At 70.0% G+C, this 24,298-nt stretch carries 23 protein-coding genes; 17 read left to right on the forward strand and 6 right to left on the reverse strand.

The window, feature by feature from the left end; genetic code table 11:
• Nucleotides 1–43: 43 nt before the first annotated feature.
• Nucleotides 44–2,251 carry a phosphoenolpyruvate--protein phosphotransferase gene (gene ptsP, locus VGN45_RS10080; protein WP_327461988.1) on the reverse strand — a complete coding sequence of 736 codons (2,208 nt, stop codon included), beginning with the start codon at nucleotides 2,249–2,251 and terminating at the stop codon, nucleotides 44–46.
• Nucleotides 2,252–2,356: 105 nt separating this feature from the next.
• A complete protein-coding gene (locus VGN45_RS10085) occupies nucleotides 2,357–3,616 on the reverse strand; it encodes an aspartate kinase (protein ID WP_327461990.1) in 1,260 nt (419 codons plus the stop codon).
• Between the two features lie 57 nt (nucleotides 3,617–3,673).
• On the opposite strand from VGN45_RS10085, the gene ubiG reads away from it, so the two are divergent.
• The 4 genes from ubiG (at nucleotide 3,674) to VGN45_RS10105 (ending at nucleotide 7,920) form a co-directional block, all read left to right on the forward strand.
• Nucleotides 3,674–4,462, forward strand: coding sequence for a bifunctional 2-polyprenyl-6-hydroxyphenol methylase/3-demethylubiquinol 3-O-methyltransferase UbiG (gene ubiG / locus VGN45_RS10090; protein WP_327461992.1), 789 nt, complete (start codon nucleotides 3,674–3,676; stop codon nucleotides 4,460–4,462).
• Between the two features lie 97 nt (nucleotides 4,463–4,559).
• Nucleotides 4,560–4,790 (forward strand): hypothetical protein, encoded by a 231-nt coding sequence (locus VGN45_RS10095; RefSeq protein WP_327461994.1) that lies wholly within the window; start codon nucleotides 4,560–4,562, stop codon nucleotides 4,788–4,790.
• 156 nt (nucleotides 4,791–4,946) lie between these two features.
• A complete protein-coding gene (locus tag VGN45_RS10100; RefSeq protein WP_327461996.1) occupies nucleotides 4,947–6,455 on the forward strand; it encodes a response regulator in 1,509 nt (502 codons plus the stop codon).
• 40 nt (nucleotides 6,456–6,495) lie between these two features.
• A complete protein-coding gene (locus VGN45_RS10105; RefSeq protein ID WP_327461998.1) occupies nucleotides 6,496–7,920 on the forward strand; it encodes an AmpG family muropeptide MFS transporter in 1,425 nt (474 codons plus the stop codon).
• A gap of 37 nt (nucleotides 7,921–7,957) precedes the next feature.
• Here VGN45_RS10105 and VGN45_RS10110 read toward each other — a convergent pair whose 3' ends face one another.
• Nucleotides 7,958–10,237, reverse strand: a complete 2,280-nt coding sequence (locus VGN45_RS10110) for an NADP-dependent malic enzyme (RefSeq protein ID WP_327462000.1) — start codon at nucleotides 10,235–10,237, stop codon at nucleotides 7,958–7,960.
• Nucleotides 10,238–10,346: 109 nt separating this feature from the next.
• Between VGN45_RS10110 and VGN45_RS10115 the strand changes: the two genes are divergently transcribed.
• Nucleotides 10,347–10,739, forward strand: a complete 393-nt coding sequence (locus tag VGN45_RS10115; protein WP_327462002.1) for a DUF3597 domain-containing protein — start codon at nucleotides 10,347–10,349, stop codon at nucleotides 10,737–10,739.
• 216 nt (nucleotides 10,740–10,955) lie between these two features.
• Entirely contained in the window at nucleotides 10,956–12,848 is a 1,893-nt protein-coding gene (locus tag VGN45_RS10120; RefSeq protein WP_327462004.1) for a DNA polymerase III subunit gamma/tau, read from the forward strand.
• Between the two features lie 23 nt (nucleotides 12,849–12,871).
• Here VGN45_RS10120 and VGN45_RS10125 read toward each other — a convergent pair whose 3' ends face one another.
• Together VGN45_RS10125 and VGN45_RS10130 are read right to left on the reverse strand one after the other, a co-directional pair.
• Entirely contained in the window at nucleotides 12,872–13,438 is a 567-nt protein-coding gene (locus VGN45_RS10125; protein ID WP_327462006.1) for a hypothetical protein, read from the reverse strand.
• A 37-nt stretch (nucleotides 13,439–13,475) separates the two neighbouring features.
• A complete protein-coding gene (locus tag VGN45_RS10130) occupies nucleotides 13,476–13,865 on the reverse strand; it encodes a nuclear transport factor 2 family protein (RefSeq protein WP_327462008.1) in 390 nt (129 codons plus the stop codon).
• Between the two features lie 105 nt (nucleotides 13,866–13,970).
• Here VGN45_RS10130 and VGN45_RS10135 point away from each other — a divergent pair, with 105 nt between their 5' ends.
• From VGN45_RS10135 to VGN45_RS10185, 11 genes are all read left to right on the forward strand, one after another.
• Nucleotides 13,971–14,477, forward strand: a complete 507-nt coding sequence (locus VGN45_RS10135) for a MarR family winged helix-turn-helix transcriptional regulator (protein WP_327462010.1) — start codon at nucleotides 13,971–13,973, stop codon at nucleotides 14,475–14,477.
• A gap of 53 nt (nucleotides 14,478–14,530) precedes the next feature.
• Nucleotides 14,531–14,860, forward strand: coding sequence for a YbaB/EbfC family nucleoid-associated protein (locus tag VGN45_RS10140; RefSeq protein ID WP_327462012.1), 330 nt, complete (start codon nucleotides 14,531–14,533; stop codon nucleotides 14,858–14,860).
• 170 nt (nucleotides 14,861–15,030) lie between these two features.
• The gene (recR, locus tag VGN45_RS10145) at nucleotides 15,031–15,633 is read left to right on the forward strand and encodes a recombination mediator RecR (RefSeq protein ID WP_327462013.1); all 603 of its coding nucleotides are present in this window, start codon (nucleotides 15,031–15,033) and stop codon (nucleotides 15,631–15,633) included.
• Between the two features lie 160 nt (nucleotides 15,634–15,793).
• Nucleotides 15,794–17,053: a DNA recombination protein RmuC gene (locus VGN45_RS10150; RefSeq protein WP_327462015.1), complete on the forward strand. Its 1,260-nt coding sequence runs from the start codon at nucleotides 15,794–15,796 to the stop codon at nucleotides 17,051–17,053.
• 108 nt (nucleotides 17,054–17,161) lie between these two features.
• Nucleotides 17,162–17,602, forward strand: a complete 441-nt coding sequence (locus tag VGN45_RS10155; RefSeq protein ID WP_327462017.1) for a hypothetical protein — start codon at nucleotides 17,162–17,164, stop codon at nucleotides 17,600–17,602.
• A 7-nt stretch (nucleotides 17,603–17,609) separates the two neighbouring features.
• Nucleotides 17,610–17,801 carry a helix-turn-helix transcriptional regulator gene (locus VGN45_RS10160; protein ID WP_327462019.1) on the forward strand — a complete coding sequence of 64 codons (192 nt, stop codon included), beginning with the start codon at nucleotides 17,610–17,612 and terminating at the stop codon, nucleotides 17,799–17,801.
• Nucleotides 17,802–17,803: 2 nt separating this feature from the next.
• Nucleotides 17,804–18,385, forward strand: coding sequence for a hypothetical protein (locus VGN45_RS10165; protein ID WP_327462021.1), 582 nt, complete (start codon nucleotides 17,804–17,806; stop codon nucleotides 18,383–18,385).
• A gap of 62 nt (nucleotides 18,386–18,447) precedes the next feature.
• Entirely contained in the window at nucleotides 18,448–19,410 is a 963-nt protein-coding gene (locus VGN45_RS10170; RefSeq protein ID WP_327462023.1) for a TraB/GumN family protein, read from the forward strand.
• Between the two features lie 35 nt (nucleotides 19,411–19,445).
• Entirely contained in the window at nucleotides 19,446–19,667 is a 222-nt protein-coding gene (locus tag VGN45_RS10175; protein WP_327462025.1) for a hypothetical protein, read from the forward strand.
• On the forward strand, nucleotides 19,664–19,876 hold the full coding sequence (locus tag VGN45_RS10180; protein WP_327462027.1) for a hypothetical protein: 213 nt from the start codon (nucleotides 19,664–19,666) through the stop codon (nucleotides 19,874–19,876). Before VGN45_RS10175 ends, VGN45_RS10180 begins: the two co-directional genes overlap by 4 nt.
• 146 nt (nucleotides 19,877–20,022) lie before the next feature.
• Entirely contained in the window at nucleotides 20,023–22,098 is a 2,076-nt protein-coding gene (locus tag VGN45_RS10185; protein ID WP_327462029.1) for a TonB-dependent siderophore receptor, read from the forward strand.
• Nucleotides 22,099–22,173: 75 nt separating this feature from the next.
• Here the strand turns inward: VGN45_RS10185 and VGN45_RS10190 are convergent, their stop codons facing one another.
• Nucleotides 22,174–24,246 (reverse strand): S46 family peptidase, encoded by a 2,073-nt coding sequence (locus VGN45_RS10190; protein ID WP_327462031.1) that lies wholly within the window; start codon nucleotides 24,244–24,246, stop codon nucleotides 22,174–22,176.
• Nucleotides 24,247–24,298: the final 52 nt, after the last annotated feature.

Consider the following 24,298-nt stretch of genomic DNA (forward strand, 5'->3'; position numbering starts at 1 on the left):
ACGACTTCGTTAACGACGTCGTGCCGTCCCACGTCGGGACGAGTCAGAGGGCGACGTTCAACTTCCGGGCCAGGGATTCGATCTCGTTACGGACGGATCCGGCGGAGGATCCGAGCAGGCCGGGCATGGCCCGGCGCGCCGCGGCCAGGTCGGCCGACAGCACCATCCGCTTGACCGGGCCGACCCCGCCCGCGGGGGCCGACAGGCGGTGGAAGCCCAGCGTCAGCAGGGCGAAGGCCTCCAGCGGCCGGCCCGCCAGTTCACCGCACACGGACACGGGCGTGCCTGTGTCCACGCACTTCCGCTGGATCTCCGCCAGGGCCCGCAGCGCCGGAGGCGACAGGGGGTCGTAGCGGTCGCTGACGAGCGGGTTCGTCCGGTCGGCGGCGAACATGTACTGCAGCAGGTCGTTGGTCCCCACCGAAATGAAGTCGGTCAGCGGCAGAAGCGCGTCCAGGTGCCACAGCAACGACGGGCACTCCACCATGGCCCCGACCCGCAGCACGGCCGGCAGGGTGCGCCCCCGACGGCGGGCCCAGGCGCACTCCTCGTCCACCATCTCGCGGGCTGCGCGGAACTCGTCGACCGTGGCGATCATGGGGAACATGACGCGCAGCTCGCGTCCTGCTCCGGCCGCCAGCAGCGCGCGCAGCTGCATGCGCAGCAGCGCCGGCCGATCCAGCCCCAGGCGGATGGCGCGCCGGCCCAGCGCGGGGTTCTCCTCCCGCTCCTGGTCCAGATAGGGCAGCACCTTGTCGCCGCCGACGTCCAGGGTGCGGAAGGTGACCGGCCGGTCGCCGGCGGCGTCCAGCACCAGCCGATACAGCGCCGTCTGCACGTCCAGCCGGGGCAGTTCGTCGGAGACCATGAACTGGAACTCGGTGCGGAAAAGGCCGATCCCCTCGGCGCCCGTCTCGTTCAGGTTTTCCAGATCGACCGCCAGACCGGCGTTGGTCAGCAGGGTCACGCGCGTGCCGTCCAGCGTCACGGCCGGCACGTCGCGCAGGCGGGTGAACTCGGCCCGCCGCTGGTCGCGGACCTCCATGCGCGACTGCACCGCCTGCAGCATGTCGGGGCGCGGCCGCAGATGCGCCTCGCCGGTCTCTCCGTCGGCGATGACCAGATCGCCCTCGCTCAGCCGGTCGCGCAGGCCCTGCAGGCGGCCGACGCACGGGATCTGCAGCGCGCGGGCCACGATGGCGGCGTGACTGGCGGCGGACCCCTCCTCCAGCAGCAGGCCCTTCAGCTTGTCGCGCGGATACTCCAGCAGGTCCGCCGGGCCCAGGTTGCGCGCCACCAGGATGGCGTCGTCGGGCAGGTCTCGCCGGCCGCCCGTCGCCCCTCCCGCCAGCACGCGCAGCAGCCGGTTGGCCAGATCCTCGAAGTCGTGCAGCCGCTCCTTGATGTAGGGGTCGCGGGCCTGGGCGAAGCGGGCGCGATGCTCGTTGCGGACGCGGTCGACCGCCGCCTCGGCCGTCAGGCCGTTGCGCACCGCCTCCTCCAGCGACCGGTTCCAGCCCCGGTCGTCGGCGAACATGCGATAGGTCTCCAGCACCTCGAACGAGGGCCCGGCCAGGTTGCCCAGGCCGCCTTCCAGCATGTGATCGACGTCGGCCTTGAGCCGGTTCAGCGCCTCGCGCAGGCGGATCTCCTCGACCTGCTGGTTTTCCGCCAGCAGGCGTTCGGGCGGCAGGGGCGCCTCGTGCAGGACGACGTGGCCATAGGCCAGGCCGTCGCCGAACTTCTGGCCCTTGATCCGCTCCGGCCGATGGGGCGCCACCTCGATGTCGCGCAGCTCCTCCTGCGCCAGCAGCTCGCCCGAGGCGACGGTCTCGGCCAGCACCATGGCGATGGTCTGGATGTCCTCGACTTCGTCCTCGTCATAGCGGCGCTCGGCCCGGTTCTGGACGACCAGCACGCCGATGGCCCGGCCTCCGCGCAGCAGGGGGGCGCCGAGGAAGGCGTGATAGGGATCCTCGCCCGTTTCCGGGCGGTACGAGAAGCTGGGATGCGACGGCGCGTCCGACAGGCTGATCGGCTGGGCCAGCCGCGCCACCTCGCCCACCAGACCCTCTCCGGGACGCAGGCGGGTGTTGTGCACGGCCTCGCGGTTCAGGCCTTCGGTGGCGAACAGCTCCAGCTCGCCCGAGGCGCGCCGCAGATAGATGGAGCAGACCTCCGCCACCATGGAGCGGGCGATGATGCGCACGACGCCGTCCAGCCGTTCCTGGGCCGGGGCCGCGCCGGCCATGGCCTCGCGGATCTGACGCAGGAGGTTCCTCGGCCCCCTCGTCGGCATGGCTGACCCTGTCGGCATGGCCGCTCCGGAAGGCGCCCGTCGGGCGCGGTCAGTTCCCTATACCGCTTCCAGCCCATAGGCCGAATGCAGGGCGCGTACGGCCAGTTCGGCATAGGCGGCGTCGATCAGGACGCTGATCTTGATCTCGGACGTCGAGATGGCCTGGAACTTGATCCCCTTGTCGGCCAGCGCCCGGAACATGGTCTGGGCCACGCCCGCGTGGCTGCGCATGCCGACGCCGACGACCGAGACCTTGGCCACGTCCTCGTCGACGCGGATCTCCTCGAAGCCCAGGGCGTCCTGGGCGCCGCGCATCAGCTCGGCCGCGCGCTGGGCGTCGCGACGGCCGGTGGTGAAGGTCAGGTTGACCGCCCCCTCCTTCCGCGACTGGCTCTGGACGATCATGTCCACGTTCACCCCGGCCTCGGCCAGGCGGGTGAACACCTCCGCCGGGGTCTCGGTGCGGTCGGAAAGGCCGAGCAGGGTGATGCGGGCCTCGTCCCGGCTCATCGTCACGCCGGACACGATGCGTTTTTCCACGATCTCCTCCTCGTCGCAGATCAGGGTGCCGCCCTTGTCGGGCAGGCGGCCGGTTTCGCCGGGTTCGATGAAGCTGGACAGGACGCGCACGGGCACGCGCTTCGCCATGGCCAGCTCGACCGAGCGGGTCTGCAGGACCTTGGCGCCCAGCGACGCCATTTCCAGCATCTCCTCATAGGAAATCTTCTCGATCCGCCGGGCCCGGCTCTCGATGCGCGGGTCGGTCGTGTAGACGCCGTCCACGTCGGTGTAGATGTCGCACGGACACTCCAGCGCCGCGGCCACCGCCACCGCCGAGGTGTCCGAGCCGCCGCGGCCCAGCGTCGTGATGCGGCCGTCGCGCGTCACGCCCTGGAAGCCCGGCACCACCGCCACCTGTCCGGCGTCCATCGCCCGGCCCAGCACCTCGCCCGGCACGTCCTCGATGCGCGCGCGGCCGTGGGCGTCGTCGGTCAGGATGGGGATCTGCCAGCCCATCCAGCTGCGGGCGTCGACGCCCATGTTGCGCAGGGTCAGGGCCAAAAGGCCGCTGGTCACCTGTTCGCCCGACGCCACGACCACGTCGTACTCGTCGTCGGACATCTCGATCCCCTGCGCCGGACGCCCGGCGCCGTCGGTCCAGGCGACCAGCTCATTGGTCTTGCCCGCCATGGCCGAGACGACGACGGCGACCTTGTTCCCCTGCGCCACCTCGGCGGCGACGATGCGGGCGGCGCGACGGATGCGTTCCAGATCGCCCATCGACGTGCCGCCGAACTTCATCACCAGGCGCGTCATCGTGAAACGGGGGGCTCCGTCTTGCGGGGAAGGGCCCGGCGGTCCATGCCTCCGGTCATGATCGGTTCTAGCGATGGGTCCGGGGCGCGCAATCCCCAAACCGAAGCCGTGCCCGGCGCGGCGGGGCCGTCGATCGATCCCGCCGACGTGGCGCGCTTCTCGGCCCAGGCGGCGGAGTGGTGGGACCCCAGGGGGCCGTTCGCGCCGCTGCACCGGTTCAACCCCGCGCGCCTGGCCTTCCTGCGCGAGCGGTTCGAGGCGCGGTTCGACCGGCGAGGGCGCGGCGCGTTTCAGGGGTTGAGCTTGATCGACGTCGGCTGCGGCGGCGGGCTGATCGCCGAGCCGATGCGGCGGCTGGGCTTTGCGGTGACGGGCGTCGACGCCTCGACCGAGAACGTCGGCACCGCGCGCGCCCATGCGGAGACGATGGGGCTGGAGATCGCCTATCGCGCCGCCACGGCCGAGCAGGTCGCGGCCGAGGGCCGGACCTTCGACGTCGTCCTGGCGCTGGAGATCGTCGAGCACGTGGTCGATCCCGAGGCCTTCCTGAAGACCTGCGCCTCCATGGTCGCGCCCGGCGGGATGATGGTCGTGGCGACGCTGAACCGCACGCTGAAGTCGCTGGCGCTGGGCAAGGTCATGGCCGAGTACGTCCTGCGCTGGGTGCCCGCCGGCACGCACGACTGGCGCCAGTTCCTGAAGCCCGACGAGATCGCCCGCATGCTGGACGGGACGGGTCTGACCGTGTCCGGGCCGTTCGGCGTCGCCTACGACCCGCTGAACGACCGCTGGAGCCAGGGCGACGACGCGGACGTGAACTACTTCATGGTCGGCGTGCGGGATTGAGCCTTACCAAGGTTTCATCCAGCTTTCAGACTTGTAACGGGCGCCGAAAGCGTCGCCGTGAGAGGGAGCGTCATCCCCGAACACGGAGCTGATCGACATGCACAAGAAACTGACCGTCCTCGCCCTGGCCGCCGCGGCCCTGGCCACCGGCGCCTGCGTCACCGTGATCGACGCCGGCGACGGCGGCGACTACGCCTGGACCGGAAACGGCGCCCAGCCCTTCGACGGCGCGCGCGAGCAGTGCCGCGACCGTGCCGGCGACAAGGAGGGCACCACCGCCTTCATCACCTGCATGTCCGAAAAGGGCTGGACCCGCACGGACGACTGACGGCAGCGATGGGAGCGCGGACCTCCAGGTCCGCGACTGCCGGCCACCACACACGCGGACCTGGAGGTCCGCGCTCCTCAGGACGGCGCACTCCACACCTTTCGTAAACCGTGTTCGATCCGCCTGATCTTAAACCTTCGCGGGCAGGATCGGGGCATGTCGCGTGCTCCGAAATCCTCCGCCCCGCCCGCCGAGACGTCTCCGGAACGGCAGTTCCTCAGGCTGATGAGCCATGAGATGCGCACGCCCCTGAACGGGGCGATCGGCATGCTGGGCCTGTTGCAACGCACCCGGCTGGACGGCGCCCAGCGCGCCTATGCCGAGGCCGCGCGGGCGTCGGCCGAGCATCTGTTGGGCCTTGTGAACGACCTGTTGGACTATGCCCGGCTTGAGGCCGGCAAGCTGGAGTTCGACCTGGCCCCGGTCGATCCGGAGGCGCTGGTGCGCCAGGTGGTCGAGCTCTTGGCGCCGCGCGCCCACGACAAGGGGCTGGAGATCGTCGGCTGGTCCGAGGGGCCGAGCCTGCGCCTGTCGGCCGACGAGGGCCGGCTGAGGCAGGTGCTGTTCAATCTGGCGGGCAATGCGGTCAAGTTCACCGGGGCCGGCGCCGTGGCCGTGAAGGCGACGACGAAGACCCTGCCGGGCGGCCGCGCGCGGCTGACGCTGACGGTCGACGACACCGGGCCGGGCGTGCCCAAGGCGGCGCGCGGGCGCATCTTCGAGGAGTTCGGCCATGCCGAGGCCGGCGACGCCGTGCGCGTCGACGGCGCCGGTCTGGGCCTGGCGGTGGTGCGCAAGCTGGCCGAGGCCATGAGCGGCTCGGTCGCCGTGCAGGACCGGCCGGACGGGCCGGGCGCCCGCTTCGTCTTCGCCGCCGAGTTCGACGCGACGCCGGTGAAGATCGCCGCCGCCCCGCCGCTGGCCGGACTGACGGTCGCGGTGCGCAGCCCCGATCCCTTCGTGCGCCGCGCCGCCGAGGCCCAGGCCCGCGCCTGCGGCGCCCTGATCGGAAACCAGGCCGACGTGCTGCTGGTCGATCATGCCGAGGCCGCCGCCGCCGGCCGCGCCCTGGCCGAGCGGCCGGACCGCCCCGCGCTGATCCTGCTGCGCCCGGCCGACCGCGACCTGATCGCGCGGTATCGCGGCGCCGGGTGGGCCGGATACCTGATCAAGCCGCTGCGCGGCGCCTCGCTGGCCGAGCGCGTGACGGCCGCCGTCAAGCGCGGGCCCCAGGCCGCCGCCGTGGTCCCCGACGACGACCGCGTGGCCCCGCCTCGCGCCTTCGCCGCGCGGGTGCTGCTGGTCGAGGACAATCCGGTCGGCGCCCTGCTGGCCAGAACCCTGCTGAAGCGCGAGGGCTGCACGGTCGAGACGGCCGCCAGCGGCGACGAGGCGCTGCAGGCGCTCAAGCGCGCGCGCTACGACCTGGTGTTCATGGACATGCGCATGCCGGGCATGGACGGACCCACGGCGACGCGGGCCATCCGCGCCGGCGGCGACCGCACGCCGATCGTCGCCCTGACCGCCAACGCCTTCGAGGAGGACCGGCGCGCCTGTCTGGAGGCCGGCATGGACGACTGGATGCCCAAGCCGCTGGAGCCCGACGCCCTGCGCGCCGCCCTGGCCCGCTGGACGAACCGCGAAGTCCGCGCCAAGGTCGCCTGATCGACACGCCTTGGGGGGCGTTCGAAGAGGGACGCCTGCAATGAGCGACGAGAAGGGCCGCGAGGTCGGGCGCGAGGAACGCCGGGCCGATTCCGCTTCCACGGTCGGCGGCCCCGAAGGCCCCCGAACGGCGAAAGCGGCCTCGACCATGGACGTGATCCGCGCGCTCGGGCGCCGGCGCGTCCTTGTCATGCTGCTGATCGGGTTCGGTTCGGGCCTTCCCTTCTTCCTCGTCGGCAACACCTTGGGACTTTGGCTGGCCGAAGACGGCGTGGAGCTCGCCGCCATCGGCTTCATATCCTGGGTAGGCCTCGCCTATTCGTTCAAATTCCTGTGGGCCCCGATCATCGACAGGTTCGACGTGCCTGTTCTGGGCAAGCTTCTGGGCCGGCGGCGCGGCTGGCTGCTGCTGTCGCAGGCGATGGTCGGCCTGTCGATCATCGCCATGGCGCTGATCGGTCCGCAGGGCGGCCTGACCATGCTGGGCGTCGCGGCTCTGGTGACGGCGTTCTCGGCGGCCACCCAGGACATCGTCGCGGACGCCTTCCGGATCGAAACCGCGGGCGACGACGACGAAGACCAGGCGTTGCTGACCTCCGCCTTCCAGCTCGGCTACCGCTTCGCCATCCTTGCCGGCAACGCGCTGATCCTTCTGGTCGCGGCCCAGGTCGGGTGGTCGGCGTCGTACATGATGTGGGGCGTGGGCATGGGGCTGGCGATCGCCGCGACCCTGTTCTCGCGCGAACCCGTGGATCGGCGCGATCTGAGCCAGGCCATCGGCGACAAGAAGCCCTGGACCCTGATGGGCGTTTTCGACGCCGTCGTCGGACCGTTCTTCGCCTTCTTCAAGACGCACGGCGCGGTGGCCTTGCTGATGCTGGCGGCGATCAGCCTCTATCGTCTGCCCGACTTCGTCATGGGGCCGATGACGGGGCCGTTTTATCTGGAGTTGGGGCTGACCCTGCCGGACATCGCCGCCATGCGCCTCAGCGCGGGTCTGGCCGGAACGATCCTCGGCATCGTTTCCGCCGGCCTGTTCGCCCTCCGGTTCGGCTTCGGCGCCACCCTGCTGGTCGGCGCCTTCGTCGGACCGATGTCCAACCTCGGATACACCATCCTGGCCGTCGTCGGTCTGTCCACGCCGGGCTTCGCGACGGTGCTGTTCGTGGAGAACTTTTCGGAAGGGTTCGCCGGCGGCGCCCTCGTCGCCTACATGGGCTCGTTGACCAGCATCGGCTACACAGCCACGCAGTATGCCCTGCTCAGCTCCTTCTACGCCCTGCTCGGCAAGTTCCTGAAGGGCTTCTCCGGCCTGGCGGTCGAGACCCTGCAGGCCGGGCGCACCGAGATGGAGGGCTTCGCCCTTTTCTTCGCCGGAACGGCGGCCGTCGGCATTCCCGCGCTGATCCTGTGCTGGATGCTGCAGTACAGGACGAAGAAGCAGGCGCGCGAAGCCGCGGGCTGAGCCTCTCCCTCCCCGACAGGGGAGGGAGAGACGAGGGTCACCCCTCCTCGATCACGCCTTCCTCATAGGCCGCGAACGTCGCCGCCGTGATGATCTCGCTGACCGAGGCCCCTAGCGAAACGATCTGCACCGACTTCTCCAGCCCCACCAGCAGCGGCCCGATCACGGTGGCGCCGCCCAGGGCCTGGACCAGTTTGGTCGAGATCGAGGCCGAATGCACCGCCGGCATGATCAGCACGTTGGCGTCCTTCGTCAGGCGCATGAAGGGGTAGTTGGCGCGCTGTTCGGGATCCAGCGCCAGCTCGGGCGGCATCTCGCCCTCGTACTCGAAGTCGACGCCGCGCCGGTCCAGGATGCGGATCGCCTCGCGCACCTTCTCGCCCCGGTCGCCCGGCGGATTGCCGAAGGTCGAATAGCTCATGAAGGCCACGCGGGGCGACCGGCCCAGCCGGCGCACGGTGTCGGCCGCCTGCACCGCGATGTCGGCCAGTTCCTCGGCGTCCGGCAGCTCGTGCACCGTGGTGTCGGCGACGAACAGGGTGCGGCCCTTGGCCAGGACGATCGACATCCCGATCAGGGTGCCGCGCACGTCCAGCACCCGGCCGACCTCGCGCATGGCCATGTTGAAGTTGCGCGTGACGCCCGTGACCATGCAGTCCGCGTCGCCGTGGGCCAGCATGGCGGCAGCGAAGTAATTGCGGTCCTGATTGACCATGCGCTGCACGTCGCGCTTCAGCCAGCCGCGCCGCTGCAGCTTGCCGAACAGGAAGTCCACGTACTGCGCGTTCTTGTGCGAGACGCGGGCGTTGTGGATCTCGATGCCCAGCTCGTCGAAGTTCAGCCCCGCCTCGGCCGCGTTCTGGCGCACCAGATCCTCGCGCCCGATCAGGATCGGCGTGCCCAGCTCGGCCTGTTTGAACTGCCAGGCGGCGCGGATGACCGACGGCTCCTCGCCCTCGGCGAAGACCACGCGCTTGTTCGGCGCGCCGCGCACGGCCGAGCTGATCTTCTGCATCAGGGCCGCGGACGGATCGACCCGCTCGCGCAGCTGGGCGCGATAGGCGTCCATGTCGGCGATGGGCTTGCGCGCCACGCCGGTGTCCATGGCCGCCTGGGCCACGAACGGCGGGATGTACCAGATCAGGCGCGGGTCGAACGGCGAGGGAATGATGTAGTCCGGCCCGAACTTCAGCTTGCGCCCGCGATAGGCGGCGGCGACCTCGTCCGGCACGTCCTCGCGCGCCAGCGCCGCCAGGGCGTGGGCGCAGGCGACCTTCATCTCGTGGTTCACCTGCCGCGCCCGCACGTCCAGCGCGCCGCGGAAGATGTAGGGGAAGCCCAGCACGTTGTTGACCTGGTTCGGATAGTCCGACCGGCCGGTGGCCACGATCGCGTCGGACCGCACCGAGTGCACGTCTTCCGGCGTGATCTCCGGGTCCGGATTGGCCATGGCGAAGATGATCGGATTGGGCGCCATCGACGCCACCATCTCCTTGGTGATCGCGCCCTTGGCCGCCAGGCCCAGCACCACGTCGGCGCCGACCATGGCCTCTTCCAGCGTGCGGTGCGGCGTGTCGGTGGCGTGCGCCGCCTTCCACTGGTCGACGTTGGGGCGGCCTTTGTACACGACCCCGTCACGGTCGAGGATGACCGTGTTCTCGGCCTTCACCCCGGCGGCCTTCATCAGGCCGATGGACGACAGGCCGGCGGCGCCCGCGCCCACCAGAACCACCTTCACCTCGTCCAGCCGCTTGCCGGCTATGTGGCAGGCGTTGATCAGGCCGGCCGTGGAGATGATGGCCGTGCCGTGCTGGTCGTCGTGGAATACCGGGATGTCCAGCAGGTCCTGAAGCTGGGTCTCGATCTCGAAGCATTCCGGGGACTTGATGTCCTCCAGATTGATGCCGCCCCAGGTGTCGCCGATGTTCTTGACCACGGTGACGAACTCGTCCGGGTCGGTGGTCTTCACCTCCACGTCGAAGCTGTCGACGTCGGCGAACCGCTTGAACAGGACGGACTTGCCCTCCATCACCGGCTTGGACGCCATGTGACCCAGGTTGCCCAGGCCCAGGATGGCCGTGCCGTTGGAGATGACGGCCACCATGTTGCCCTTGGCCGTGTAGTCGTAGGCCCGATCCACGTCCTCGGCGATGGCCAGCACCGGCACGGCGACGCCGGGAGAATAGGCCAGCGACAGGTCCCGCTGCGTCGCCATCGGCTTGGTCGGCGCCATGGAAATCTTGCCGGGCGTCGGCAGGCGGTGAAACTCCAGCGCTTCGTCGTCGGAGAAGGTCTGCTTGTCGGTCTGGTCGGGCATGGGACTCGGGCGGGGTGGAGGATCGCGGCGACCCTAGAGCGTCGCGCGGCGCGTTGGAACCGGCAGCGGCCCCTCACCTTTATCCGCAGACCCCAACAGGAGCGACGTGATGAGCATTCTCGGCAGGATCTGGGACGGAATCCGCGGCGGACGCGACCGCGCGAAAGCGGCGCCGGCGCCGAAGCCCGCGCCCACTCCGACGGCCGCCGCGCCGGCTCCGGCCGCGCCGACCCCCGCCGCCCCGCAGGTCGTCGACGTCGACGGCATCCTCGACTTCATGAACAACCAGCGCGAGCAGAAGCTGAACTGGCGCACCTCCATCGTCGACCTGATGAAGCTGACCGGCATGGACTCCACCCTCGACGAGCGCCGCGAGCTGGCCGACGAACTGGGATACGCCGGCGACAAGTCCGACACCGCCGCCATGAACATCTGGCTGCACCAGAAGGTGCTGGAGCGCATCCGCGCCGACGGCGGCCAGATCCGCGACCTGACGGACTGACGCCCGACCGCTCGCGCAAGCGAGCCATCATGTTCGAGATCGCTGGTTCATCACAAAGACCACCAAGAAGGCACGAAGGACACCAAGAGCGCCGATCTCTTCGTGTCCTTTGTTGTTCCTTGGTGTCCTTGGTGATGAACCAGGGCTGTTGAAGGCCGCTTCGCGGCGGCGAAACATCAGTTCCAATCCAGCCGCCCCTCGTCGTAAGACGTTCCCATGAGCGACGCCGGAGCGAATCCCGACGGGCCGCCGTGGGACGAGGACGAGCCCTCGGACGCGGCGCCCGAGCGCGATCCCAACACCGAGGACATGTTCGGCGCGCCCGAGCCGGAGGGCATGCGCGTGGCCGAGGCTCTCGCCACTCCTGACGAGACGCCCGAGCTGGTTCCCGCCGATGCCCCGGCCCTGCCCAAGGCCAAGCCGCCTTTGCCAGCGTCCGAACCGGCCGAGGCCGCGTCCGAGTACACCGTGCTGGCCCGTAAATACCGGCCCCGCACCTTCGAGGATCTGATCGGGCAGGAGGCGATGGTCCGCACCCTGACCAACGCCTTCGCCACCGGCCGCATCGCCCACGCCTTCATGCTGACCGGCGTCCGGGGGGTGGGCAAGACGACCACCGCCCGCCTGCTGGCCCGCGCCCTGAACAACGAGACCGAAACCATCGACCGCCCGTCGCTGGAGCTGTCGCCCACCGGCCGGCACGACGCGGCCATCATGGCCGGCCAGCACATCGACGTCATGGAGATGGACGCCGCCAGCCACACAGGCGTGGGCGACATCCGCGAGATTTTGGACAGCGTCCGCTACGCCCCCGTCGAGGCGCGCTACAAGGTCTATGTGCTGGACGAGGTCCACATGCTGTCGACGCAGGCGTTCAACGCCCTGCTGAAGACGCTGGAGGAGCCGCCGCCCCACGCCAAGTTCATCTTCGCCACCACCGAGATCCGCAAGGTGCCGGTGACCATCCTCAGCCGTTGCCAGCGGTTCGACCTGCGCCGCGTCGAGCCGGAGGTGCTGGTGGGTCACCTGAACAAGGTGGCGGAGAAGGAGGGCATGGCGATCGAGGCCGACGCCCTGGCCCTGATCGCGCGCGCGGCCGAGGGCTCGGTGCGCGACGGCCTGTCCCTGCTGGACCAGGCCCTGGTCCAGGGCGAGCGCGGCGCGGTGGTCGAGGCCGAGACCGTGCGCGACATGCTGGGTCTGGCCGACCGCACCCGCACCATCGCCCTGTTCGAACAGGTCATGGGCGGTCGCACCCCTGAGGCTCTGGAGACCTTCCGCACCCTGTACGGCTACGGCGCCGATCCGGTGCAGGTCATGGGCGACCTGCTGGAACACTGCCACGCCGCGTCGGTGTCCAAGATGCTGGGACCGCAGGCGACGCGCCTGCCCAACGACCAGGCCCAGGCGCTGGCGGCGCTGGGCGCGGCGATCTCGGCCGGCGCCCTGTCGCGGGTCTGGCAGATGCTGCTGAAGGGCCTCGACGAGGTGCGCCGCGCGCCCAATCCGGCCGACGCGGTCGAGATGGTCATCGTCCGCCTGGCCTACGCCGCCGACCTGCCGGGGCCGGAGGAGGCGTTGAAGGCTCTGCGCGACGGCGACGTCACCGGCGGAGCCGGTCCGTCGCGCGGCGGCGGCGGAGGGGGCGGCGGCGCCTCGGCCGCGCTGGCGCCCCGCGCCCAGCCCGCGCCCGCCCTGCCCGACCCCCAGACGTTCGAACAGGTCGTCGGCCTGATCGGGGCCAAACGCGACGTGGCGCTGCAGATGGACGTCCAGCGCTACGTCCGCCCCGTCAGCTTCCAGCCCGGCCGCATCACCTATGAGCCGGTGCAGGGCGCGCCCGCCAACCTGGCCACGCGGCTGGCCGGCCGGCTGAAGGAATGGACCGGCAAGGTCTGGCTGATCGCCGCCAACGGCCAGGGCGGCGGCGAGACCCTGATCGAGATCGAGAAGAAGGCCCGCGCCGCCGAGCGCGCCGCGGTCGAGGCCGATCCCTTCGTCGCCTCGGTCCTGGCGACGTTCCCCGGCGCCAAACTGGGCGAAATCCGCGTCCCGCCCCCCGCCCCCGACCTGCCCGTGATCCCCGACGAGGTCGAGGACGAGGAGTGAGGAGCCGACCGTTCAGCAAGCCGCTACGGCACCGTCCGGACGACCACCCATTTGTGTTTCCCGATCCGGCGCGAACGCTCGAAGCCCAGACGCTCGAAGGTGGACAGGCTTCCGTTGAACAGAAAGGCGGCTGAAGCCTTCCGACCCTTGGTGTCCTCGGGGAATCCCTCGACGCGTCCGCCCCCCATCGCGGCGATCTGCTCCAACACCCCCCTAAGTGCGGCATCCGCCACGCCCCTGCCGCGATGTCCCTTCCTGGAGAAGAAGCAGGTGATGCGCCAATCCGCAGGTGCCCCGGCTCCGGCCAGGTAGGCGCGGCTGTTGTGAATCCGGGGCAATTCGCTCGGTGACCCGAACTGACACCAGCCCACGCACAGGTCTCCGTCATAAACGAGGGCCGCATGAGCTCGCCCCTCCCTTACGCGGTGAGCTTTCGCCTCACGACGCGCCGCCGGCGTGTCCTCGCAATCCCCCTGGCCGTGGTACCACATGCACCAGCATCCGCCCCAGACGCCGTTGTTCTCCTCGACCAGGCGGGCGAAGTCCGGCCAGGTGTCCTGACCCAGAGGCCTCACGGCATAGAGGTTCATGACCCGCCGCTGGCGCGGAACACCGGCACGACGCGCCTCAGTTTTCCGGCTGCAGAACGGCTGAATCGAAGATGACGTGCTCTTCGATCGCCATGCCCTCAGCCAGGCGGAAGCGGTCTACGCCGACGAAAGTGCGCTGCGTGCCGTTGATGACGCTGGTCGTCTCCCAGAAGATGTACAGCCGCTCGCCGTCGCCCGCACAATCGACGGCTTTGACCGTCATCCCGGGATAGGCGGCGAGCATGCCGTCCATGTAGCCGACGTAGTCAGCGCCCGAGATGGTCCCAGCACCGGTGAAGTGAATCCTCGCGTCGGGGCGGATGATTTCCAGAACCCGCTGACCGCTGGGGTCGGCCCAGAACGACTTAAAGCGTTCATAGAAATCCCTGTGTTCGGGCGTGAGAGCCGTAGCTTCAGAGGTGGTCATGACCGCTCCTTCGAATGAGTGACCTCGGACTGCTGAGTCAATTATGTGCGCCGCGCACATATCGTCAAGTTGGAATTGGTGCGTTGCGCACCTATCCTCGCAAAGATGACGGATCGTGTGGCCAACTTGCTCGGCGTCGTGGGTCTCGCCGTGGCGGATCGCATCGAAGAAGCGGCGCGCGAGATTCTCGACCGCGCGGGAGAGACGCCGGCGGCGCTCGTCGTCATCGGATACGGCCAAGGGCCCTCGAATGACCAGCTTCGTCGCATTCTCGGGCTGTCCCACCCAGGGGCGGTGCGGCTTGTCGATCGTCTGGTCGGCGATGGTCTTGTCGAGCGACGGCAGGGTCGCGACAGACGGGCGATCGCGCTTCATCTCACCGATCAAGGTCGGGCTCTCAGAGAAACGCTGCTCATCGGACGTCTCGCCGCCATCAAGCCGCTGGTGACGGTTCTGAGCGAGGCCGACCAGACAGGATTGGCAATCCTGCTCCATAGGATGCTCGCGTCGATGGAGACGACCGATCTAGATCGCTGCACGCTTTGCCGCCTGTGCGACGATCGGGTCTGCACAGACTGTCCGATCCCCGTCGACAAGCCTGAGATCGTGTGACGGCGCGCTCTCGCGCCTTGCTCCTCCCGCCAGGCCGCGCCTATTTACCTGCCATGAAGGACCTCACCGATCTGATGAAACAGGCCCAGGCCATGCAGCAGAAGCTGCAGGAGGCCCAGGCGCGCATGGCCGAATCCACCGCCGAGGGCACGTCGGGCGGGGGGCTGGTGACCATTGCGCTGAAGGGACCCGGGGAGATCACCCGCGTCGCCATCGACGACAGCCTGATGCAGCCCGGCGAGGGCGAGATCCTGGCCGATCTGATCGTCGCCGCCCACGCCGACGCCAAGCGCAAGCTGGACGAGGTCAACGGCGAGCTGATGCGTCAGGCCGCCGGGCCGATGGCCGGGATGAACATCCCCGGCATGCCGAAATTGTTCTAGGAGCCTCGCTCCCACAGTTTCCGCTCATCCCCGCGAAAGCGGGGACCCAGTTCTTGAAAGAGGCACGATGCGAGGGATCAGGGTCAGCGATGAGAGTTCGGCCAGCCGTCGCCCAAAGCACTGGGTCCCCGCTTTCGCGGGGATGAGCGGAATGGAAAGGCGGGGCTAGGATGGCCGCCTCCGCCGGACCCGAGATCGAGCGGCTGATCGGCCTGCTGGCCAAGCTGCCGGGCATGGGGCCGCGCTCGGCGCGGCGGGCGACGCTGGCGCTGCTGAAGCGGCGCGACCAGCTGTTGCTGCCGCTGGGCGAGGCGCTGGCTGACGTGGGGGCCAAGATCAAGTCGTGCTCGGTCTGCGGCACGCCCGACACCCGCGATCCCTGCGCCATCTGTTCCGATCCCGCGCGCGACGGCCGCCTGATCTGCGTGGTCGAGGAGGCCGGCGCCCTGTGGGCCATGGAGCGGTCGGGCGCCTTTCGCGGCCGGTATCACGTGCTGGGCGGCCTGCTGTCGGCGCTGGACGGCGTCGGTCCCGACGCCCTGCGGGTCGCCGAACTGGTCGGGCGGGTGAAGGGGGGCGAGGCGACCGAGGTCGTGCTGGCCCTGCCCGCCACCGTCGACGGCCAGACCACCGCCCACTACCTGGTCGAACGCCTGGCCGGCGCGGGGGCCGAGGTCACCACCCTGGCGCGCGGCGTGCCGGTCGGCGGCGAGCTGGACTGGCTGGACGACGGCACCATCGTGCAGGCCTTGAGGGCCCGCCGGCCAGCTTGAGCAGGGGCGTGGGCGACAGGGACATCGGCCGACACAAAAGCAGGACGGCGGCGAGGACATCGACGGGGACACCCGCGACAAGCGAGTCTTGCTCCATGACCGACTCTGACGTGGGCGGCGACGATGGTCCGAAGCCGCGACTCCCGCTAAGGAACGGACCATGAACGCTGAATTCGCCCTCGCCCTGGCCGCCGGAGTGGTCGCCGTCGTCGCCCTGATCTGGGCCCTGATGGAGCGCCGCCGCGCCGCCGCGGCCGAGACGCGGGCGTGGGAGCTGCGCGAGCGGTTCGCCGACACCGAGGCCCGCCTGCGCCTGGCCGAGGATCAGGCCGCGGCGCAGGCTGAGTTCCTGCGGGCCCAGGCGGGGGAGCAGGCCCAGGCGGCAGCCGAGGCCCTGCTGAAGCGCACCGACGAGACCTTCCGCAATCGCGAGCTGATGGCCCAGCAGCGGCTGGAGGCCCAGCTGAAGCCCGTGGCCGAGACCCTGGCCCAGTTCCAGCAGCACGTCGCCGCCCTGGAGAAGACCCGCGCCGACGAGACGGGCGGCCTGAAGGAACAGCTGGCCCATCTGATGTCCGCCTCGGCCGCCACCCGCGACGAGGCGCGCAAGCTGACCGAGGCGCTGCGCGGCAACACCGGCCGGCGCGGCCGCTGGGGCGAGCAGACCTGCCGCAACGTGCTGGAGGCCGCCGGGATGGCCGGGCGCTTCGACTTCGTGGAGCAGACCTCGGCCGCAGACGACGAAGGGCGCCAGAAGCGGCCGGACTTCCTGGTGCGCATGGCCGGGGGCGGCCAGTTCGTCATCGACGCCAAGGTGCCGCTGGCCTTCGCCGACGAGGGGGAGGGCGACGACGAGGCCCGCGCGCGCGCCGCCGCGATCCGCACCGCCGCCAGCCTGAAGACCCATATGCGCCAGCTGGCGTCCAAGGCCTATCAGGACCAGTTCAAGCCCAGCCCGGACTTCGTCGCCCTGTTCGTGCCGTCCGACGCCTTCCTGTCGGCGGCGCTGGATCACGAGCCCGACCTGCTGTCGGACGCCATGGCCAACCGCGTGGTCATCGTCACCCCCTCGACGCTGTTCGCCCTGTGCAAGGCCGTCGCCTACGGCTGGCGCGCCGAGGAGCAGGCGAAGAACGCCGAGGAGGTCGCGAAACTGGGACGCGAGCTCTACAAGCGCCTGTCGGTCATGGGTGGCCACGCCGCCGCCGTCGGCCGCGCGCTGGACACCGCGGTCGGCAAGTACAACGCCTTCGTCGGCTCGCTCGAAAGTCAGGTGATGGTCTCCGCCCGGCGCTTCGAGGACCTCCACGTCGATCACGAGGGCAAGGACCTGCCGGAACTGGCCCCGGTCGAGCCGACCCCGCGCGCCTTGTCGCGGCCCGAGCTCCTCGCCCCGCCGTCCGACGCGGCGAACGGCTAGAGCGCGTTCACGACACAGGACAAGGCTTGCGGACTTTTTGACAAGGCTGCTTGACATCACCGGCGTATGATGTAAAACACCCTTGTCACAACGACGAGGAAGCCCGCCATGTCCGACCTGCCGCCCAAACGGCGACGCCCGCTGAGCTACATGAGCCTTCTGGGCCTCAGCGTCCTGGTCGGGCTGGGTCTCGGCGGTTCGGTGGCGCTCATCGAGGCCGTCGGCGGGGAAGCGTCCCGCCCGCTGCAGGCGATCGCGCTCGGTGTGGGCGTCTCCCTCGGCATGGCCATCTGCCTGATCTGGTGGCGCAACGCCGACGAGGCGGTGCGCGAGGCGCACAAATGGGCCTGGTACTGGGGCGGCTCGGCCGGGATCGGTCTGGTCATGATCCTGTTCGCCTTGTCCAGCTGGAACCTGATCGAGGTGAACGTCCCGCCCTATGGCGACGGGCCGAACGGCCTGCTGCTGTCGGGCATCGCCGTCACCCTGGGCGCCCAGCTGGTCGGCTATCTGATCGCCTGGGCGGCCTGGTGGCTGCGGCATCGGTGAGGGCGCGATGAACAACCGCCTCAAGATCCTGCGCGCCGAGCGCGACTGGTCGCAGGCCGATCTGGCCGACCGGCTGGGCGTGTCGCGCCAGACCGTCAACGCGCTGGAGACCGGCCGCTACGACCCGTCCCTGCCGCTCGCCTTCAAGATCGCGCGCGTCTTCGGACAGCCGATCGAAGCCATCTTCCTGGAGGACTGATCATGACCGCTGAGGAGACCCGTCTTCCTCTGCCTCTCCGCATCGGCGGCGGCGTTCTGCTGGCTTTGGCCGGCGCCGCGATCGGCGCGCTGATCGGCCGGGCGACCGAGGCCCAGAACCTGCCGTGGGACGACGCGCTGAACCTGCTGATCGCCGCCATGCTGCTGGGCATGTCGGGAGCCATGGTCTTCGTCATGGCCAGCCGCCCCGCAAGCGTGCCCAAGGGCTGCGGCGTGCTGCAGATCGCCGTCACGGCCCTGGCCGGGGTCATGCTGCTGATCCCGCTGTACGCCACGCGTTGGGTGTCGGCCGACGTGGCCTTCCTGGCCCTGGTGGTCGTGCTGGCGATCCAGACCGTCGCCAACGTGATGCTGTGGCGCCGCGCCGACGAGATGCTGCGCAACATCATGGTCGAGACCGGCTCGCTGGCCTTCTGGAGCCTGCAGCTGGCGCTGTTCCTGTATGCCACAGCCGAGCGCCTCGGCCTGATCTCGGGCGTCACCGCCTGGGGCATGATCGGGGTGATGATGGGGGTCTACCTCCTGGCCTCGATCGTCATCTCCGCCCGCCGGGGGATCAAGTGACCGCCCCCGCCCTCCCCTCCGCCTTCGCCTCCCTCATCCCCTCCCCGAAAGGAAACCCTGCCATGACCTTCGTTTCCCGCCTCAAGACCTCCGTCGCCGCCGCCGGCCGCACCGTCGCCGGGACCGCGCTGGGCCTCGGCCTGGCCGCCGCCCTGGTCGGCGCGCCCGCCGCCTGGGCCCAGGAAGCCCCCGCCGCCCGCGCCGTGCCCCAGGCCGCCGCCGGAACCGGGCCCGCCCTGTGGGTGATCAAGGACGCCGATTCGACCATCTATCTGTTCGGCACCGTCCACGTCCTGCGCCCGACCACCGCCTGGGGCAGCCCCGCCGTGGACGCCGCCTTCGACAGCGCCGACGTGATCTATTTCGAGATCACCAATCCCGACGACGTGGCCGCGGCGCAGCCGCTGATGCTGCAGTACGGCATGTCGCCCCAGCGACCGCTGAACACGCTGTTGACCGAAGCCGAATACGCCAAACTGGGCGAGGCCGCCGGAGTGGTCGGCGTCCCCGTGGAATTGCTCAACCAGATGCGGCCATGGCTGGTCGCGCTGACGCTGTCCATCAGCCCGGTGGTCAAGGCCGGCTATGACCCCATGTCGGGCGTCGAGCTGGTGCTGCGCGCCCGCGCCCAGGCGGCCGGCAAGCCGCTGAAGGGGCTGGAGACGCTGGAGGAGCAGATCCGGATCCTGGCCGGCTTCCCGGAAGAGGCCCAGCTCGCCTTCCTGCGCCAGACTCTGGAAAGCTATGAAGAGGCCACCACCCAGCTGGACGGTCTGGTCGCCGCCTGGGCCGCCGGCGACGTCGAGGGCATCGAGCGCCTGGGCGTGGCCGAGATGGCGTCAGAGCCCGTCATCTACGACGCCATGCTGACCAAGCGGAACACCAACTGGGCCAACCAGATCGAAACCATGCTGGAAGGCGAAGGGACCGTCTTCATCGCCGTGGGCGCCGCCCATCTGGCCGGCGACGACTCCGTCCAGGCCATCCTGGCCCGGCGCGGCGTGACCAGCGAACGGGTGCAGTGATGCCGCGCGAGCCCAAACCCGCCCCGAAGAAGGGCATGGACCCTGGCGTCCGCGGCGCCGTCGTGGTGATGGGCCTGATCTGGACGGGCATCGTCCTGGTCAACTTCGCGCTGGGCGACTTTCCCTCAGCCGTCATGTGGGCCGGGGTGGGGATCGCCACCACGATCCCCGTCGTCACGACGGCGACGGCTTCGACGACGGATCGCGGCCGCCGGGCCACCGTGTGCCGCGATGCGAAGACGGGAGAGTCGCTGTGACCTCCCCCGCCCCGGCGCCCGCGTCTCCGGACTGGCTTCGTCCCGTGGTGATCGGCATCGCCCTGTTCACCTGGCTGGCCGTCGCCTTCCTGGCCTGGCGCGGCGACGCGTGGAAGGAGGCGGCCTTCTTCGCCGCCTTCGCCACGATCTGTCTCGGCGGCGTGGACTTCGCGGTCCGCCCGAAGCGGGCAGGGACGGGCGTGGACTGACCCCCGCACTCTTCTCTCCCCCGCGCCGCCCAAGGGGCCCGGCCACCCTCGCCGGGCCCCTTTACTTTTGGCTGGACCACGGGTGTTGCAATTGACAATGCCTCTCAATAGAGGTGCGCACCCGAACGCCAGTCACGCCGAGTCCCATGCGCCTTCTCCTCTCCGCCACCGTCTCCTTCCTCGCCGTCGCCGGCGCCGCCAAGGCCCAGCAGGGCCCCTCGGATCCCGTCTCCACGGAGGTGGAGCCCATCGTCGTCACGGGTCGCGCGAACGGCTATCTGGCGTTGGACACGGTGACGGCGACCAAGACCGACACGCCGCTGATCGACGTGCCGCAGAGCGTGTCCGTCGTCACGGCCCAGCAGATCGAGGATCAGGGCCTGCGCGCCGTCGGCGACGTCCTGCGCTACGTGCCCGGCGTCACCGTGGGACAGGGCGAGGGCAACCGCGACCAGATCACCCTGCGCGGCCAGAACACCACGGCCGACTTCTTCGTCGACGGCGTGCGCGACGACGTCCAGTACTACCGCCCCCTCTACAACCTCGAGCGCATCGAGGTGCTGCGCGGTCCCTACGCCCTGATCTTCGGGCGCGGCGGCGGCGGCGGCATCGTCAACCGCGTGCAGAAGGCGCCCAGCGCGGACGCGGCCTTCGGCGAGGGGCGGGTCTTCGCCGACAGCTTCGGCGGCCACGGCGCCTGGATCGACGTCAACCGCCCGCTGGGCGACCGCGTGGCCTTCCGCCTCAACGCCATGATCGAGGAAAGCGAGAGCTTCCGCGACTTCGTCGACGGGTCACGCTGGGCGATCAACCCCTACCTCGCCGCCGAGGTCGCGCCGGGCTGGAACCTGGGTCTGTCGTACGAGCACGTCGACGACGACCGCGTGCCGGACCGCGGCGTGCCGTCGTATCAGGGCCGCCCGCTGGAGGGGTACGACGAGCTGTTCTTCGGCGTGCCGGGCGTGAACCGCACCACGCTGGACGCCGACGTCGCCAAGCTGCGCCTCGACGGCCGGATCGCGCCGGGGCTCAGCCTGAACACCACCGTCGTCTTCGCCGACTACGACAAGCTGTACGCCAACGTCTATCCGAACGGCCCGGCCAGCTCGCCGACCGGGACCGTGCCGCTGGCCGCCTACGTCGACACGACGGACCGGACCAATGCCCTGTTCCAGTCGAACCTGATCTGGGAGGTTCTGGGCGGCCCGATCGAGCATCGCGTCATGGTCGGCGTGGAATACGGCGATCAGGAAACGGACAACGCCCGCCTGAACGGAACCCTGTCCAACCCCAGCTTCAGCCTTACCGCGCCCACCTATCCGACGGTGACGTTCGGCACGCCCGCGCGCGACACCTTCAGCCGGGTGACCACCACCTCGGTCTACGCCCAGGACCAGATCGGTCTGGGGCGGTTCTTCGACGTCATCCTGGGCCTGCGCTGGGACCGGTTCGAGATCGAGGGGACCGACTTCCTGCCGACGCCCGACCGCGCCTTCGGCCGCACCGACGAGATGGTGTCGCCGCGTCTGGGGCTGGTGTGGAAGCCCGCTGAGAACGCCTCGGTCTACGCCAGCTACAGCCGGTCCTTCCTGCCGCGCTCGGGCGAGCAGTTCGCCTCGCTGACGCCCACGACCCAGAACCTTGAGCCGGAGGAGTTCGAGAACCTGGAGGTCGGGGCCAAGTGGGACGCGCGGCCGGGCCTTTCGCTGACCGCCGCCCTGTTCGAGCTGCGCCGCACCAACGCCACCACGCCCGACCCCGCCAACCCCGCGACCACCATCAACGTGGGCGAGACCCGCACGCGCGGGCTGGAACTCGGCGTCGCCGGCCGCGTCACCGACCGCTGGACCGTGGCCGGGGGCTACACCTGGCAGGACGCCGTTCTGCAGGGCAACGACGCGGTCGAGCTTGCCCAGGTTCCGGAGCACAGCCTGTCGCTGTGGAACCGGTATGAGGCGACCGACCGACTGGGTCTGGGCCTGGGCGTCGTCCACCAGTCCGATCAGTGGGCGGCGATCCGCACCGCGCCGACCACCACCCGCCTGCCCGGCTTCACTCGCGTGGACGCGGCGGTGTTCTGGGCGCTGACGCCGACGGTGGACGTGCAGCTGAACGTCGAGAACCTGCTGGACGAGGGGTACTGGGCCGACGCCCACAACAACAACAACCTGACCCCGGGCGCGCCCCGCAACGCGCGACTGACCCTGTCCGCCCGGTTCTGAGCCGGCGCTCACCGGGCATGAAAAAGGCCCCCTCCGGCGACGGAGGGGGCCTTCGTCATTCAGGCCGGCGAAGCGTCAGCCGCGCACGCCCAGTTCGCGCAGCAGCCGCGGTTGGGGATAGACGACCCGCAGCGATTCCGTGATCGCCGCCGTCGACACCGACACCGTCCGGTTCAGGGCGGCGTCGTAGCCGAAGTTTCCGCCCAGCGAGTGGATGTTGCCGTCGAAGGCCGCGCCGATCACCTCACCGCGCGCGTTGATCACGGGCGAGCCGGAGTTGCCGCCGATGATGTCGTTGGTGGACGAGAAGTCGAACACCAGGTTCTTGTCGATCCGCCCCTCGGCCGCCAGGAAGCCGGCGGCGGCGTTGAACGGCTCGGCCCCGGTGTGGCGCTCGTACAGGCCGCCGATACGGGTGAAGGCCGGCACCTCGACCCCGCGATGGGTCCAGCCCTTCACCTCGCCGTAGCTGATGCGCAGGGTGAAGGTCGCGTCGGGATAGATGTTGGAGCCATAGACGGCGAAGCGGGCCTGGGCCACGCGCTCGGCGGCCTGGGCGGTGGGGATGACGACCTTCTGGTTCCACTCGCCGGCCACGGCCTGGGCGGCGGCGTCATTGGCCATGACCCAGGCGACCAGGGGGTCGGCGGCGGCCAGCTCTTCCGGCGTCATCGACAGGGCGGCGACGCGGAAGGCCGGATCGGCCAGCTTGGTCCCCGCGACCAGGCGGTCGGCCAGCCCCTCCGGGCTCTCCTTGCCCAGCAGCGCCTTCACCTGCGGATGGTCGACCGTCAGGTATTCGCGCGTCTTGGACAGCCAGTATCCCAGCCGGATCTCCTCCATCTCCAGATAAATCGGCGTCTCGGCGCCCAAGGCGCCTTCCAGCTGCGCCTTGCGCTCGGCGGTCAGCGTGCCGGCGGCGTTCTGGGCCGCCGCGCGGCCGATCGCGCGGGCATAGCCGAACAGCTGCGATCCGCCGCCGGCGGAAGCCGACAGTTGGCGCCACGGCAGATACAGGTCGCGCGCGACGCCCTGGATGGCCTCAAGCTCCGTCCACGGATCGCCGATGCGCTGCTTCAGGGCCGGATCGGCCTCGACGGCGGCGCGCAGCTCGGCCTCTTCGCGGCGCTTCACCGCCATGAACGCCGGGTCCATCAGCGCCTGATGCTGGCCGTACTGGGCCTTGAAGCTGTTCTCGATGCCGAAGATGGGATCGACCGACACCCGCTTGGCCTCCTCGCCCGTCGCGGCATAGGCCAGCATCCGACCGCGCAGCTCGGACGCCTGGATCAGGGTCACCGGCAGCTGCTGGTCGCGCACCCGTTCCAGCTGGCTGATCGTCATCAGCCGCGAAGTCGATCCCGGATTGCCCACCACGAAGGTCGGATCGCCCTCGGCCGGGGCGTTCGCGTTCCACTTCAAGTGATTGGGCGTCGCGACCGGCCGGCCGTCCTCGTAGGCGCGCAGGAACGACGCGTCGAGCGCGTAGCGGGGAAAGTTGAAGTTGTCCGGGTCGCCGCCGAAGAAGGCCGCCTGGAACTCCGGCGCGAAGGCGATGCGCACGTCCTCATAGCGGCGGTACTTGTACAGGGCGAACCGGCCGCCGCGGTAGAAGTCCACGACCTGGCAGTTGAACTTGGGGTCGCCGGCGCAGTTTTCCTGGGCGATGCGGGCGACCTCGGCCTGGCGCGCCTGGGCGAAGGCCTGGCCTTCCATGCCCATGCCGGCCGTCAGCATGCGGTCGGTGACGTCGACGATGTCGGTCAGCACCTCGGCCGTCTGGCCCGGGCACTTCTTCTCTTCCTCACGCGAGCCGACGACGAAGCCGTTCTTGACGTAGTCGGTCTCGGGCGACGACAGTTCCTGCAGGCAGCCGACGACGCAGTGGTGGTTCGTCAGGATCAGCCCCTCAGGCGAAACGAAGCTGGCCGAGCAGCCCTGGATCCGCACCGCGGCCAGCCGCACGCGGTCCAGCCACGCCTGGTCCAGGTTCAGGTCGTACTTCTCGTTCACCGTCCGAAGCGGGAAGTTGTCGAAGGTCCACATGCCCTCGTCGCGCGCGATCGAGACGCTGGGCACGGCGACCATGGGGGAGGCGGCGATCACCGCCGACAGCGCCATCGACAGGCGCAGGGATCGGAATTTCATGCTCGAAGGCTCCGAAGGCCGCGGGGCATCCGCGGCGATGTCCGCATCATCC

Origin of the sequence: Brevundimonas sp., assembly GCF_035999125.1 — a bacterium.
Classification (GTDB): Bacteria; Pseudomonadota; Alphaproteobacteria; order Caulobacterales; family Caulobacteraceae; genus Brevundimonas.